This window comes from Aeromonas sp. ASNIH8 (assembly GCF_002919855.1).
GTDB lineage: Bacteria > Pseudomonadota > Gammaproteobacteria > Enterobacterales > Aeromonadaceae > Aeromonas > Aeromonas caviae.
Genome location: NZ_PQLN01000016.1, coordinates 21,270 through 35,558 on the forward strand (window position 1 = coordinate 21,270; position 14,289 = coordinate 35,558).

General features: G+C 64.4%; 16 protein-coding genes. 6 read left to right on the plus strand and 10 right to left on the minus strand.

The annotated features are described in order from the left end of the window. Positions 1-234: a flagellar biosynthesis protein FlgE gene (locus C3418_RS06360; RefSeq protein ID WP_103858164.1), complete on the minus strand. Its 234-nt coding sequence runs from the start codon at positions 232-234 to the stop codon at positions 1-3. Between the two features lie 72 nt (positions 235-306). Next, positions 307-1,071 (minus strand): pimeloyl-ACP methyl ester esterase BioH, encoded by a 765-nt coding sequence (gene bioH, locus C3418_RS06365; protein ID WP_041212176.1) that lies wholly within the window; start codon positions 1,069-1,071, stop codon positions 307-309. A gap of 38 nt (positions 1,072-1,109) precedes the next feature. On the opposite strand from bioH, the gene C3418_RS06370 reads away from it, so the two are divergent. Continuing rightward, positions 1,110-1,838, plus strand: coding sequence for a ComF family protein (locus C3418_RS06370; RefSeq protein ID WP_045522393.1), 729 nt, complete (start codon positions 1,110-1,112; stop codon positions 1,836-1,838). A 148-nt stretch (positions 1,839-1,986) separates the two neighbouring features. Continuing rightward, positions 1,987-2,565 (plus strand): Fe-S biogenesis protein NfuA, encoded by a 579-nt coding sequence (nfuA, locus tag C3418_RS06375; RefSeq protein WP_010672549.1) that lies wholly within the window; start codon positions 1,987-1,989, stop codon positions 2,563-2,565. Between the two features lie 72 nt (positions 2,566-2,637). On the opposite strand, the gene gpsA is transcribed toward nfuA, so the two are convergent. The 3 genes from gpsA to C3418_RS06390 are packed head-to-tail and all read right to left on the minus strand — an operon-like array spanning position 2,638 to position 4,594. After that, positions 2,638-3,642, minus strand: a complete 1,005-nt coding sequence (gene gpsA / locus C3418_RS06380) for an NAD(P)H-dependent glycerol-3-phosphate dehydrogenase (protein WP_010672548.1) — start codon at positions 3,640-3,642, stop codon at positions 2,638-2,640. Positions 3,643-3,644: 2 nt separating this feature from the next. Next, positions 3,645-4,115, minus strand: a complete 471-nt coding sequence (gene secB, locus C3418_RS06385) for a protein-export chaperone SecB (RefSeq protein WP_010672547.1) — start codon at positions 4,113-4,115, stop codon at positions 3,645-3,647. Positions 4,116-4,162: 47 nt separating this feature from the next. Beyond that, positions 4,163-4,594 carry a rhodanese-like domain-containing protein gene (locus C3418_RS06390; RefSeq protein ID WP_010672546.1) on the minus strand — a complete coding sequence of 144 codons (432 nt, stop codon included), beginning with the start codon at positions 4,592-4,594 and terminating at the stop codon, positions 4,163-4,165. 348 nt (positions 4,595-4,942) lie between these two features. Here C3418_RS06390 and gpmM point away from each other — a divergent pair, with 348 nt between their 5' ends. Then, positions 4,943-6,472: a 2,3-bisphosphoglycerate-independent phosphoglycerate mutase gene (gene gpmM / locus C3418_RS06395; protein WP_039039496.1), complete on the plus strand. Its 1,530-nt coding sequence runs from the start codon at positions 4,943-4,945 to the stop codon at positions 6,470-6,472. Positions 6,473-6,481: 9 nt separating this feature from the next. Then, entirely contained in the window at positions 6,482-7,885 is a 1,404-nt protein-coding gene (locus C3418_RS06400) for a peptidoglycan DD-metalloendopeptidase family protein (RefSeq protein WP_039039497.1), read from the plus strand. A gap of 205 nt (positions 7,886-8,090) precedes the next feature. On the opposite strand, the gene C3418_RS06405 is transcribed toward C3418_RS06400, so the two are convergent. Continuing rightward, positions 8,091-8,741: a Qnr family pentapeptide repeat protein gene (locus C3418_RS06405; protein ID WP_103858165.1), complete on the minus strand. Its 651-nt coding sequence runs from the start codon at positions 8,739-8,741 to the stop codon at positions 8,091-8,093. 88 nt (positions 8,742-8,829) lie between these two features. On the opposite strand from C3418_RS06405, the gene C3418_RS06410 reads away from it, so the two are divergent. Continuing rightward, positions 8,830-9,837, plus strand: a complete 1,008-nt coding sequence (locus tag C3418_RS06410; protein WP_039039499.1) for a substrate-binding domain-containing protein — start codon at positions 8,830-8,832, stop codon at positions 9,835-9,837. Positions 9,838-9,947: 110 nt separating this feature from the next. Continuing rightward, positions 9,948-10,337, plus strand: coding sequence for a nuclear transport factor 2 family protein (locus C3418_RS06415; RefSeq protein ID WP_041212170.1), 390 nt, complete (start codon positions 9,948-9,950; stop codon positions 10,335-10,337). A gap of 55 nt (positions 10,338-10,392) precedes the next feature. On the opposite strand, the gene C3418_RS06420 is transcribed toward C3418_RS06415, so the two are convergent. The 4 genes from C3418_RS06420 to C3418_RS06435 all read right to left on the minus strand — a co-directional run bounded on the left by C3418_RS06420 (position 10,393) and on the right by C3418_RS06435 (position 14,241). After that, complete coding sequence (locus C3418_RS06420; RefSeq protein WP_103858166.1) at positions 10,393-11,085, minus strand: AraC family transcriptional regulator; 693 nt, start codon at positions 11,083-11,085, stop codon at positions 10,393-10,395. Positions 11,086-11,223: 138 nt separating this feature from the next. Beyond that, a complete protein-coding gene (locus C3418_RS06425) occupies positions 11,224-11,865 on the minus strand; it encodes a bifunctional 4-hydroxy-2-oxoglutarate aldolase/2-dehydro-3-deoxy-phosphogluconate aldolase (protein WP_103858167.1) in 642 nt (213 codons plus the stop codon). A gap of 9 nt (positions 11,866-11,874) precedes the next feature. Next, positions 11,875-13,671, minus strand: a complete 1,797-nt coding sequence (edd, locus tag C3418_RS06430) for a phosphogluconate dehydratase (RefSeq protein ID WP_103858168.1) — start codon at positions 13,669-13,671, stop codon at positions 11,875-11,877. A 60-nt stretch (positions 13,672-13,731) separates the two neighbouring features. Then, entirely contained in the window at positions 13,732-14,241 is a 510-nt protein-coding gene (locus C3418_RS06435; protein WP_039039504.1) for a gluconokinase, read from the minus strand. Positions 14,242-14,289: the final 48 nt, after the last annotated feature.

Consider the following 14,289-nt stretch of genomic DNA (forward strand, 5'->3'; position numbering starts at 1 on the left):
TCACACCCGGATATCGATCAGGGTGCCCAGCATGTCGCTGGCCGTCTGGATCACCTTGGCGGATGCCCCGGCATGCAGCTCGGCCACCTTGAGATTCACCAGTTCATCCGGCAACTGCACCTGATCACCCGCTGGCGTATTGAGACGGGCGATCTGGCTGGACGCCTGGCCCGCTAACTGCTCGGCCCGTTGGAACCCCTTCACGCCCGCCGTCATGGCTGATTCGATACGCATTGGCACACTCCTCTATAGGGTTGGCTAATTATCCATCAACCTGACGAGTTATTGAAGCCTGCCGCTCAAATCTCAGTCAATGAACTGCCGCAGGAGGGTGATGAACTGCTCTGGATGGGAGATGAAGGGGGCATGGGATGCCTTCTCCAGCACCAGACTGTGGCTGGCAGGGTAACGCGCATCCAGCAAGGGAATGGCGGCCTTCGGCACCAGGGTATCCAGCCTGCCGTAAAGACGCAGCCAGGGCAGATCCAGGCCGATCAGTTCATCCCGCAGATCGACCTCGGCCAGCAGGCCCAGACCCGCCTCCAGGGCCGCAAGCCGGGGAGCGGGTCGCTCCGCCAGCCAGTGACGCAACTGGCGAATGTCGTTTCTGGCGTGCTCGCTGCCCATGGCCTGGATCGCGAGGAAGCGCTCTATGGTCTGCATGAAGTCGCCGGCCAGCATCTGGTTGAACCCCGCCAGCACCTTGGGGGCAATCCCGGGCCACTCGTCGCGGGCCATGAAGCAGGGAGAACTGGCTACGGTAATGAGAGAGTGAAGGCGTTCAGGCATGGTCAGCGCCAACTGACTCGCCACCAGACCACCGAGGGACCAGCCGAGCAGATGGCATTTTTCAGGCAATATGGCCGCCACCTGCTCTGCCAGCCAGGGCAGGGTGTAGTCTGTTCCTGCTTGCAGGGGGCTGTTGCCAAAGCCGGGCAGGTCCACCAGATGCAGCCGATAGTGGGCAGCCAGTTCTTGGGCAATACCGTGCCAGACGGCCCCGTTCATGCCCCAGCCATGCAACAACACCAGGTCCGGGCCCTGGCCAAACCGCTCAACCGATACGCTCATCTAGACTCAAGATCCCTGTTTATCTGCTTGGAGCCTGCATGTTAAAGCGGCTGCTCGCCAAAGCAAGTCCGATCCTTGGCACCCAGTCCGACTGGCTCGGTCTGTGCCTGCTCTGTCGCCAGCCCTGTGACGAGACGCCTTTGTTGTGCTCCTGGTGCCGCCACGCCCAGCGCCAACACGACAGACGATGCCTGATGTGTGCAGCACCGCTGCCGGAGCAACATCGCGAGAGCGAACTGCTGTGCGGTCGCTGCCAGCGCAGACCCGCCCCCTGGGAGCGTTTGCAGGTGATCGGCGATTATCAGGCACCTTATGCCCAGCTCATCCCCCGGTTGAAGTATTCCGGTCAGATCCTGCTCGCGCCGCTGCTTGCCCGCCTGCTGGCAGACCATCTGGACCTCGCCAGTCCGCCGCAGGTCATCATTCCGGTTCCCCTGCACTGGTGGCGCCAGTGGTGGCGCGGCTTCAATCAGGCAGAAGAAATCGGCCATGCCCTGAGCGCACTCACCGGCATTCCTTGCGACACCCGCGTACTGCGCCGGACAAGGTCGACCCCGCAACAGACCCGGCTCAGTGCCGGCCAGCGGCGACGCAATCTGCGTGGCGCCTTCGAAATAGAACCTCACCACTACCGGCATGTGGCACTGCTCGACGATGTGGTCACCACGGGCGCCACCGCAGGTCAACTCACCCGGTTGCTCCATGAGCACGGCGTCACCACGGTAGAGGTGTGGGCCATCTGCCGTACCCTCCGACACCTGAAATAACCGGGCAGGGATCCGGCCCGGGAGGCCGCTGGCGGCATGATTCCGATACGCCCGGGCTCACAGGCTCGCCATCGGCACGCTACCCAAGCCCCGCCAAGCGAGTTATCATGAATACCCTAGTCGTACACTCAGGTTTATGAGGATAGTGATGATCAGCATTTCCGACACCGCCCAGGCCCACTTCCGCAAGTTGCTGGAGAAGCAGCCTGATGGCACCAACATCCGGGTGTTTGTGGTCAATCCGGGAACCCAGAATGCCGAGTGCGGCGTATCCTATTGCCCACCCGACGCGGTCGATCCGGAAGATCAGCACCTGCCCTTCAGCGGCTTCGACTGCCTGGTCGATCCCCTGAGCGCCCCCTTCCTGGTGGATGCCACCATCGACTTCGTCACCGATCAGATGGGCTCCCAGCTCACCCTGAAAGCCCCCAACGCCAAGATGCGCAAAGTGGCCGACGACGCCCCGCTGATCGACCGTATCGAATACGTGTTGATGTCCGAGGTGAACCCCATGCTGGCCGGTCACGGCGGCAAGGTCACCTTGGTCGAGCTGACCGACGACAAACTGGCCATCCTGCAGTTTGGCGGTGGTTGCAACGGTTGCTCCATGGTCGACTACACCCTTAAAGAGGGGATCGAGAAGCAGCTGCTGGAGAAATTCCCGGGCGAGCTCAACGGCGTCAAGGATGCCACCGAGCACCAGCGCGGCGACCACTCCTACTACTGATTTGCCCCCTTGCGGCAAAGAAAAGGCCCCGCCAGTTGGCGGGGCCTTTTGCATGCTGCGGCTGGCAGAAGATCACTCGTCCTTCTTGTCTCGCGACAGCAGGGCGATGGCCGCCTCTTTCGGGTTCTTGCCCTCGTAGAGCACCTTGAAGATCTGTTCGCAGATGGGCATCTCGACGCCACAGCGGGCCGCCAGCAGATGCACTTCCTTGGTGTTGCGATAGCCTTCCACCACCTGGCCTATCTCGGCCATGGCGGTGTCAACCGACTTGCCCGCTCCCAGCGCCAGACCGAAACGGCGGTTGCGCGACTGGTTGTCGGTACAGGTCAACACCAGATCCCCGAGCCCCGCCATCCCCATGAAGGTCTTGGCGTCGGCCCCGAGGGCGGCGCCCAGACGCTGCATCTCCACCAAACCCCGAGTGATGAGCGCGGTTCTGGCGTTGGCGCCAAAGCCGAGTCCGTCAGAGAGACCGGCACCGATGGCGATGACGTTCTTGACCGCCCCGCCCAGCTGCAGACCGATGAAGTCCGGATTGGTATAGACCCGGAACGAGCGGCCGCAGTGCAGCAGGTGGGAGAGATCGTCGGCAAAGTCGTCGTGGGTGGAGGCCACCGAGATGGCGGTCGGCAGACCGGCAGCCAGCTCGCGGGCGAAGGTCGGGCCCGAGATGACCGCCAGTGGAATGGCATCCCCCAGCACCTCGCGCGCCACCTCTTGCAGCAGACGGCCGCTGTCCGGCTCCAGCCCCTTGGTGGCCCAGGCGATCCGGGTATCCGGGCGCAGGAAGGGTTTGACCCGGGCCAGTACCTGGCCGAACACATGGCTCGGCACCACCAGCAGCAGCACGGGAGCGGCTTGCACCGCCGCCTGCAGATCCGACGTCAGTTGCAGATCGGCCGGGAAGGGGACATCCGGCAAGAATGCCTTGTTGCAGCGATCCTGTTCCAGCTCGGCGACATGGGCAGGGTCGTGACCCCACAGCAGGGTCGGATGACCATTGCGCGCCAGAGAAATGGCAAGGGCGGAGCCATAAGACCCCGCCCCCAGGACCGAGATTGCGATCTGGTCGGCCATTATCAGGCTTCCGCAGTCGCCTGCTGGGCCTGTACCTGCGCCATGTGCTGGGCGAACAGAGCGTCGAAGTTGACCGGAGCCAGGTTCAGTTGCGGGAAGGAACCCTTGCTCACCAGGTTGGACACCGCTTCGCGGGCATACGGGAACAGGATGTTCGGGCAGAAGGCCGCCAGGCAGTGGGCCAGTTGCGGCTCCGGCAGGTTGCCGATGGTGAAGATGCCGGCTTGCTGCACTTCACACAGGAAGGCAGTCTCGGTTTCCAGCTTGCAGGTGACGGTCAGGGTCAGCACCACTTCATAGACGCTGTCGGCCAGGACATTGGTCTTGGTGTCCATGTCCAGCTTGACGTCAGGCTGCCACTCTTTCTGGAAGATGTGCGGGGTATTCGGGGCTTCGAAGGAGACATCCTTGGTGTAGACACGCTGGATGTGGAATTCCGGTTGCACTTCCTGGTTGTTGATTTCGTCAGCCATTTCGTTTGATTCCTTTTTAAGATAATGAGTGGGCGCAGGCCCTTAAATCAGCGTTTTTTGGTCACCGGCAGATTGTCTGCACGCCATTGGGCCATGCCACCGCTGAGCACATACACCTGCTTGAAACCGGCCTTGCTCAGTTGGCGACCCGCGCCACCAGCGGTCATCCCCGACTCGCACACCACTATGATGGGGGCATCCTTGTGCTTTTCAACCGGACCCAGATTATTCGCCTGGATCTGGGCGAGCGGCAGGTGATGGGCCCCGGCCAGATGGCCCTTGGCAAATTCATCCTGACTGCGAATGTCCACGACGGTGGCATTTTCACGGTTGATCAGCAGGGTAGCGGCGTGGTTGTTGACCGCCTTCACCGGAGAAAAACGAGCACGCACAGTGGTATACACCAGAGTGCCTGCCAGGCCCAACCAGGCTGCGGTCAGCAGCGGATTGCGGGCCGCGAAATCCAAATACTCTTGCATCTTCTACTATCCAGGGACCAAGACAAGGGCCCGAGTATACATGGGGCCCTGCATAAGATCAGCCATCTTGGCGGCAAAGCGAGAGCAAGCTCCCATCAGGGATGGCTGCCGATTCTTCCTCCTCCAACCGGGCCGAACGAGAGTATGCGCCATGCCGAAATGAGGGGGGAAACAGAGGAAACCCCGCCGCGGCAGACAAGCCGGCAACATGCCTAAAACAGCGGGATAACAGTTAAAAAGCGAGGCTGGAGAGGGACTTGGCTATCAGGTGACTATTTCGGCAGATGTAGTAATATTACGCTAGTTTCACTTCCCGCAATTCATTCCTATCCGAGAGGACATAGCCTTATGTCAACAGCTAAGAAACCGCTGGTTCTGGTCATCATGGACGGTTGGGGCTACAGCACCAAGCAAGAGTACAACGCCGTTGCTGCTGCCAAGACCCCCAATCTGGATCGCCTGGCCCGTGACTACACCAGCACCCTGATCTCCGGCTCCGGCCTGGACGTGGGTCTGCCGGACGGCCAGATGGGCAACTCCGAAGTGGGCCACACCAACATCGGTGCCGGTCGCGTCGTCTATCAGGAGCTGACCCGCATCTCCAAGGACATCCAGGATGGCGACTTCTTCCAGAACGTCGAGCTGGCCAAGGCTGTCGACGCTGCCGTGACCAAGGGCAAGGCCGTGCACATCATGGGGCTGATGTCCCCGGGTGGCGTACACAGCCACGAAGAGCACATCATGGGCATGATCGAGATGGCCGCCAAGCGTGGCGCCGAGCAGATCTACTTCCACGCCTTCCTGGATGGCCGCGACGTCCCGCCGCGCAGCGCCCAGTCCTCCATCGAGCTGTTCGACGCCCTGTTTGCCCGCCTGGGCAAGGGTCGTTTCGCCTCCATGATCGGTCGTTACTACGCCATGGACCGCGACAACCGCTGGGATCGCGTGCAGCAGGCCTATGACCTGATGACCCAGGGCAAGGGCGAATTCACCGCCGACAACGCCACCGACGCGCTGGCCGCCGCCTATGCCCGCGACGAGAACGACGAGTTCGTCAAGGCCACCCGCATCGGCGACGCTGTACCGATGATCGACGGCGATGCGCTGATCTTCATGAACTTCCGTGCCGACCGCGCCCGCGAGATCACCCGCGCCTTCGTCGATACCGACTTCACCGGCTTCGCCCGCACCGCCACCCCGGCGCTGCACTTCGTGATGCTGACCGAATACGCGGCCGACATCAAAACCGCCTGTGCCTATCCGCCCACCGCCCTGGTCAATACCCTGGGTGAGTGGCTGGCCAAGCAGGGCAAGACCCAGCTGCGCATCTCCGAGACCGAGAAGTACGCCCACGTCACCTTCTTCTTCAACGGTGGCGAAGAGGCCTGCTTCAGCGGCGAAGATCGCGAAATCGTGGCGAGCCCGAAAGTGGCTACCTATGACCTGCAGCCGGAGATGAGCTCCGAAGAGCTGACCGACAAGCTGGTTGCGGCCATCAAGAGCGGCAAGTACGACGTCATCATCTGCAACTACCCGAACGGCGACATGGTCGGTCACACCGGCGTGTTCGATGCGGCCGTCAAAGCCTGTGAAGCGGTCGACCACTGTATCGGTCGCGTCACCGACGCCCTGGCGGAAGTGGGTGGCGAGTGCCTCATCACCGCCGACCATGGCAACGCCGAGAAGATGATGGACGAAGAGACTGGTCAGGCCCACACCGCCCACACCAATCTGCCGGTTCCCCTCATCTACTTCGGTCGTAAAGCCGAGGTCGCCGAAGGTGGCAAACTGTCCGACCTGGCCCCCACCATGCTGACCCTGATGGGTCTGCCGGTGCCGCCGGAAATGACTGGCAAGCCCCTGATGATTCTGAAATAATCCTGCCCCATGCGGGGATGCGAAATTATTTCACAGAAAACCAGTCGCGTCGGCCTGTTGGCCGGCGCGCTGTTTTTTTGCCTGATCGGCGGTACCGGCACAGCCCAGGCTGCGAACCAGCAGCTGGGGGCCATGCAGTCCCAGATCAAGGAACAGCAACAGACCCTCAAGCTCAGCAAGCAGGAGCTTGCCAAGCTCAACACCCAGCTCAAGGCTGACGAGCAGGCCATTTCGGCTGCCGCCGCCAAACTCGAGCAGACCAGACAGCAACTCCGGCAGAACCAGCAGAAGCTGGCGTCCCTGCAGCAGGACAAGCTGGCACTGGAGCAACAAGCCAAACACCAGAAGCAGTTGCTGGCCAAGCAGGCGGAAAGCGCCTTCCAGGCGGGCAACCACGATTACCTCAAACTGCTGCTCAACCAGCAGGATCCGGCCAAGCTGAGCCGCGCCCTCGACTATTTCGACTACCTCAACAAGGCCCGTATCGAGGCCATTGAAGCCCTGCGCGCCACCCGTGACAAGCTGGCCAAGAACCAGCAGGCCACCAGGGAGACCGAGAACCGCCTCCAGACCCTGCTCGGCGAGCAGCAGGAACATCACCAGAGCCTGCTGGCCAGCCAGCAGAGCCGTGCCAAGGTGCGCAACCAGTTGCAGCAATCGGTGCAGGCCGACGAGCAGAAGCTCGACAAGCTGGTCAAGGCGGAGAAGGCGCTCAAGGCGCGGCTGGAAGAGCTGCGTCGTCAGCAGGAAGAAAAGGAACGCCGCGAACGGGCCGAGCGGGAGCGCCTTGCCAAGATCAAGGCCGAGCAGGAGCGCCAGCGCCGTCTGGAGGCCCAGCGCCTGGCAGCCGAGCAGAAGCGCATCGAGGAGCAGCAGCGGATCGCGGCCCAGCAGCGCCAGGTCGGCGAACAGCAGCGGCTGGCGGCCCAGCAGCAACGCGTCGCCGAACAGCAGGCCAAGGTGGCGCAGCAGCAAGCAGCCGCCCGCAACAGCGCCAAGGCAAGCAGCAACGGCTACGGCGGTCTGAGCACGGGTGGCAACCTGCGCTGGCCGGTGCAGGGCCCCATCCTCATCTCCTACGGCTCGCCACGTACCGCCGAGCTGAAGTGGAAGGGCACCCTGATCGGCGCCAGCGAAGGGACCCAGGTCAAGGCGGTGGCACCGGGACAGGTGGTCTACGCCGACTGGCTCGACGGCTTCGGCATGCTGCTGGTCATCGACCACGGCAAGGGCTACATGAGCCTCTACGGCCACAACCAGTCGCTGCTGCGCCAGGTGGGACAAAAGGTGGAGCAGGGTGAGCCCGTGGCCCTGGTCGGCGACAGCGGCGGACAGGAGCGCTCCGGCCTCTACTTCGAGATCCGCTATCAGGGCGAGGCCATCAACCCGACCAAGTGGCTGGCCAGACGCTAAGCCCGCCTTGGCGGTGCCCGAGTGGAGTCCGCTACCTCATCCCCAGCCCTTCTCCCGCGAGGGGGGCAGGGAGCAAAAGACAGCAACACCGCGTCGTTTACCACTTCACCTGACAAAAAGTCTGCATCGCGCAGACTTTTGCTTGCCAGGGGGGGCACCACACCGCCCGCCCCGATGATGAAAACTTACCTCTTTTCCACCCCGCTCAGGGGAAGACCACCAGCCCGATCTGCTCCAGCAGCCCCTGCTGCTGATCTTCATTGATCTGCACCCCGGCGAGGTTGACCTGGCGCAGATCCAGACCGGGCAGATCGCACTGGCGCAGATCGCAGCCTTGCAGGTTGAAGCTGGTCCAGTCGATTTGCCCGAACTCGGAGCCGCTGAGATCCGAGCCCGCCAGGGAGGCGCCAAGCAGGTTGGCCCCCTGCCAGCGGTTGCCGGCAAGCTCGCACCGCTCCAGCAGACAGCTTTCGAAGTTGGCGTAGCTGAAGTTGTTGCCGGTGAGGTGGGCCTCGCAGAAATAGCTTTTGGCAGTGATCCGGTTGGCGAAGCTGGCATGGGCGAAGTTGATCCCCATGGCCTGGCAGTCGCGCATCTCCAGCCCAAGACACTGGCTGCGGCCGAAGTCCGCCAGGGTGAGATCGCAGCGCAGGAAGCTCGCCTCCCGCAGATCGCAGCCCTGAAACAGGCATCCCAATTCCCGTTCCCTGTCATAGAAGCTGCAGTCGACGAAGCGGCACTCCCCGAGATCGAGCCAGGAGAAGTGACAGCCGATGAAGCGGCACCCCTGGAACTGCTCCCCCTCCACCTCCTGCTGCTCGAAGTGGATCCCCTCGAAACACCTGCCCTTGATCATCCCCTGCCCCCTGTTGATGGCGTCATATGCTGACATTGCCGTGCAAAAACGGTAATGTTACGTGTAACATTTTTTGCCGGATCCCCAGATGAACGACACCCGCAAGCGCCGCCCTACCCTGCAGGACATTGCCGACCTGACCGGTGTCACCAAGATGACCGTCAGCCGCTACCTGCGAGACCCGTCCGCCGTGGCCGAAGGGACCCGCGAGCGCATCGCCGCCGCGGTGGAGGAGCTCGGCTACATCCCGAACCGGGCGCCGGACATGCTGTCGAACGCCACCAGCAAGGCGATCGGCATCCTGATCCCCTCCCTCTCCAACCAGGTCTTCTCGGCGGTGATCCACGGCATCGAGGCGGTGACCCGGCCCGCCGGCTACCAGACCCTGCTCGCCCACTACGGCTACAGCCCGGAGCGGGAGGAGGAGCAGGTCGCCTCACTCCTATCCTACAACGTGGACGGGCTCATCCTCTCGGACACCCAGCACACCGAGCGCACCCGCAAGATGATCGCCACCGCCGGCATCCCGGTGGTGGAGACCATGGATCTGCCCCTCTCCCCCATCGACATGGTGGTGGGCATGGATCACCGGGCCGCCGCCCGGGCCATGGTAACAGAGATGCTGCGCCGGGGACGGCGCAAGGTGATCTACCTCGGCGCCCGGCTCGACGTGCGCACCCAGTTGCGAATGGAAGGCTACTACCAGGCGATGGCCGATTTCGGTCTGACCGGCCAGCACCTGCTGACGGAGCAATCCTCCAGCTTCACCCTGGGGGGAGAGCTGCTGGCCCAGGCCATGGCGCGCTTCCCCGATCTCGACGGCCTGTTCTGCACCAACGACGACCTGGCAGTGGGGGCCCTGCTGCAATGCCAGGCCAGGTGGATCCCGGTGCCCCAGCAGGTGGCCATCGCCGGCAGCAACGCCCTCGACATCGGCCACGCCATGACCCCCAAGCTCGCCAGTATCGTCACCCCCCGCGAGACCATAGGTCGCGAAGCCGCCATCATGCTGCTGGCCCGCCTCGGCGGCCAGCCGCTGGCGACCAGGTGCAAGGACATCGGCTTCTCCCTCTATGAGGGGGAAAGTCTCGGCTGATCCCCGTCCATCATGGCGCGTTCGACCGCCATGATGGCGCCTTCTCCCCTCTCCCCTCGCCGCCCCCTGGCCTATGCTGGCTCCTCCATCCCCCCTGTCAGGAGCAGACCATGCACCACACCGAACGATTGAAAGCCTGCCTGCAGCGCGTCATCTGCGATCCCGCCTTCCCCCTGGCGGAGCTCGACGCCTGGTTCACCCCCGACTACTGCCAGGAGGTGAACGGCGAGCGGCTCGACTACCCGGCGTTTCACCAGCACATCGCCACACTGCGCCGCCATCTGGCCGGGGCGAGCATCGAGTTTGTCGCCACCCTGGCGCAGGGGGAGCGGGTGCACTCGACCCATGTGGTACGGGCCACCCGCCAGGACGGCGGCACCCTGGTCTGCAAGGTGAGCGGCCTCTTCACCTTTCGCGGCGATCGGATCTGCCACACCGACGAGGTGACCTGTCTGCTGGCGGGCAGCAAGGAGGATGCGGATATCGGCTCGCGGTGCTGACTGCCGGCAACCCGCAGACACCGCCATGGCGGGCAGGAAGGCAGACGACGAGCCCTCAGGCCGCCGGTTCGCGCCGGGCAAGGCGCTGGAGTGCGCGGGACAAGGCACCGGGATCCTCGTAGCCGAGCCGATCGGCGATCTGGGCCAGCGTGAGCCCCCGGTGCTGCAACTGGCGCGCCCGTCCCAGCACCACCTGCTCCCGCCACTGGCGAAAGCTGCACCCCAGCTGCTGGAGGAAGAGCCGGTTGAGGGTGCGCACCGAGGCGCCGCAATCTGCCGCCAGCGCCGTCAGCGTCAGATGGATGGCGGGTGCCTGGCACACCCTGTCCAGCACCCGCAGCAGGCGCGGGTCCAGCTCACCGGTGAGGGGAATGCGCGCCGCGAGCGGGTCGGCGCGCTCCAGCTCCTGGCCAAGCACCGTCAGATAGGCCCCCTTCACCTCCTCCTCGGCCAGCTCGGGCAGGCGGGCGAAGAGGCCCGCCAGCAGCGGGCTGACCTGCAAGGGGCCGAAGGCGGTGCGGGCCGACGTCGGCACATAGAGGAGGGAGAGCCGGGAGCGGCGCAGCACGCGAAACTCGTGCTCCCACCCCGCCGGAATAAAGCAGATCTGGCCCGCCACCAGCAGTTCTCCCTCCCCTCGCCCCGTGATGATGCCGCCCCCGTCGTGCAGATAGCAGTATTGGGCATGGGGGTGGCAGTGCAGCGCGGTGAAGTGCCCTTGCGGGTAGGATGGATGCAGACAGGACATGAAGGCTCCAGGGGAGAGGGGCGGCCCCCGACCTTAAGCCAGGGCGAGGCCGGAAGCAAACGGCCCACCCCCTCCGGGGGCGGAAAAACAGCAGGCCACCCGGGGGTGGCCTGTTTAATTTTTCTAAACGATATTTGCTTAGCGTTTAACCAATTCAACCGCTTCCCGGGAGAGGCGGGTCACCTCCTCCCAGTTGCCGCTCTTGACGGCGTCTGCCGGCAGCATCCAGGAGCCGCCGACGGTGGCCACACATTTCAGCGCCAGGTAGTCGGCCACGTTTTTCGGGCCGATGCCGCCGGTGGGGCAGAATTTCACCTGGGGCAGGGGCGCCGCGATGGCGGAGAGTGCCTTGGTGCCGCCGTTCGCCTCGGCCGGGAAGAATTTGAGGTGGTCGTAGCCCGCTTCCAGCGCCTGCATCACCTCGGACGGGGTGGCCACGCCCGGGATCAGCGGCGCCGTGCTCTTGGCCGCGTGGGCCAGCAGGGCCGGGGTCATGCCCGGGGAGATGACGAAGCGGGCACCGGCAACGACGGCGGCATCAAACTGCGCGCAGTTGAGCACGGTACCGGCACCGACCATGGCATCCGGCATCGCCTTGGCGATGAGGGCGATGGCGTCCAGCGCCACCGGGGTACGCAGGGTGATCTCGAACACCGAGATGCCGCCATCCAGCAGGGCCTTGGCCATCGGCAGGGCCTGCTCCAGGTCGTTGATGACCATCACGGGTACCAGGGGGGAGGCGGCAAACACCTCGGCAGGGGTCACTTTCCAGTTCTGCATAGCTCTTCCTTAGTCAAAGATGGTGGCGCCGCACTCGGCGCTCGATACCGCGCGACGCATCACGCTGAACAGTTCACGGCCCCACCCCTCTTGTTCCAGGGTGAGGTCGATCTCGGCCTGGGTACGGTCGCTCAAATCGGTCAGGCAGTCGAGGCGGCCAGACTCGGCATCCACCCGCAGCAGGTCGCCATCGGCGAGCAGGCCGATGGCCCCGCCGTGTAGCGCTTCCGGGGTGACGTGGATGGCGGCCGGGATCTTGCCGGAGGCGCCGGAGAGGCGACCATCGGTGACCAGGGCCACCTTGTGACCCGCCTTCTGCAGGTTGCCAAGCACCGGCATCAGCTTGTGCAGCTCCGGCATGCCGTTGGCGGCCGGGCCGTTGTGGCGCACCACGATGACGGCGTCCTGGTTCAACTCACCGGCCTTGTAGGCCGCCTCCACCGCATGCTGGGAGGAGAAGACCCGGGCCGGGGCCTCGATGACCCGATACTCGGGCGCGACGGCGGAAACCTTGACCACGGCGCGGCCCAGGTTGCCCGCCAGCAGCTTGGTGCCGCCGGTGGCCTGGAACTCGCTGCCAGAGGGAGAGAGCACGCTCGGATCCGCGCTCTCGCCCACCGGTTGCCACACCAGCTTGCCATCCACCAGTGCCGGACGGCTGAGGTAGTCCTGCATCTCGCCGAAGACCGGGGTGGCATCCAGGTGGATCAGCCCCTCTTCGGCCAGACGACGCATCAGGCCGGGCACGCCCCCCGCCTGTTCGAAGGCGTTGACGTCCGCCGGGCCGTTCGGGTACATGCGCACCAGGAGCGGCACCACGTCGGAGAGATCGCTCAGGTCGTCCCAGGTCAGCTCCAGGCCGGCGGCGCGGGCCAGCGCCACCATGTGGATGCTGTGGTTGGTGCTGCCGCCGGAGGCGAGCAGGGCCACCAGGCCGTTGACCAGGGCGCGCTCGTCGATCACCGCACTCAGGGGGCGATAGGCCGGGGAGCCCGGGATCATGGCGCTGATGCGGCGGGCCGCTTCCTCGGTGAGGGCGTGGCGCAGCTCGCTGTGCGGATGCACGAAGGCGGAGCCCGGCAGCATCAGACCCATGGCTTCGAACACCAGCTGGTTGGTGTTGGCGGTGCCGTAGAAGGTGCAGGTGCCCGCCGCGTGGTAGGCGCCGCACTCCATCTTGAGCAGGGCGTCACGGCCCACTTCACCGGCAGCGTACTGCTGGCGCACCTTCACCTTCTCGTCGTTGCTGATGCCGCTCGCCATGGGGCCGGCAGGCACGAAGGCGGTGGGCAGGTGGGCGTGGGAAAGCGCCCCCATGATCTGGCCCGGGGCAATCTTGTCGCAGATACCGAGCAGCAAGGTGGCGTCGAAGGTGTTGTGGGAGAGGGAGACCGCGGTGGCCTGGGCGATGAGATCCCGGGAGAAGAGGGACATGTCCATCCCCGGCTGACCCTGGGTCACGCCGTCGCACATGGCGGGCACGCCGCCGGCAACCTGGGCGCTGTGGCCGAGCTCCGCCAGGGCGCCCTTGATGATGTCCGGGTAGCCCTGATAGGGCTGATGGGCACTCAGCATGTCGTTGTAGGCGGTGACGATGGCCACGTTGGCGCGGGTCATGTCGAGGATCCGCCCCTTCTCGTCACAGCTCGAGGCGGCCACGGCGTGGGCCAGGTTGCCACAGGAGAGGGAGGCGCGGGTCTTGCCCTGATCGGCCTGGCGCTGGATGCGGGCCAGGAAGCGGGCACGGCGGGCGGTGCTGCGCTCGCGGATGCGGTTGGTCACCTGGGTGATCACGGGATGGGTCATAGCTTTCTCTCCAACTCTATATACGGGCGCGGTCGGCTGCAGCCGGGCGCGCGACATGGCTCATTGCGCCTGCGTCAGCGCGGTGACGGCACGGTCGACCACCTGTTCGAAGGTCCCGTCGATATCGATGCGAAACACGCCGGGCTCGCCATCCGGTCGCTCCAGGGTATCAAACTGGCTTTGTACCATGGCTTCGCGCATGAAGTGGCCCTGCCGTGCCCGCATCCGTTCGAGAATGAGGGACTGGCTGCCGTCCAGAAACAGGAAACTCACCGAGTCGTTGCCCTCGCGGATCTGGTCGCGGTACTGCTTCTTGAGGGCCGAGCAGACGATGACGCCGAGCTCGTTCTTGCGCTCCAGGCTGTAGGCCGCATCGCGGATCCGCTCAAGCCAGGGGGCCCTGTCTTCGTCGTTGAGCGGGTTGCCCGCCGCCATCTTCTGGATGTTCGCGCGAGGGTGCAGATCATCGCCGTCGATGAACTTGGCCCCCAGAGCATTGGCCACCTTGAGGCCGATGCTGGACTTGCCGCTGCCACACACACCCATCACGATAATGCACTTGCCCGCCATTATTTGACCTCTCTCTCACTTTTCAAAAAACGTTCGCCTGATGGGTTC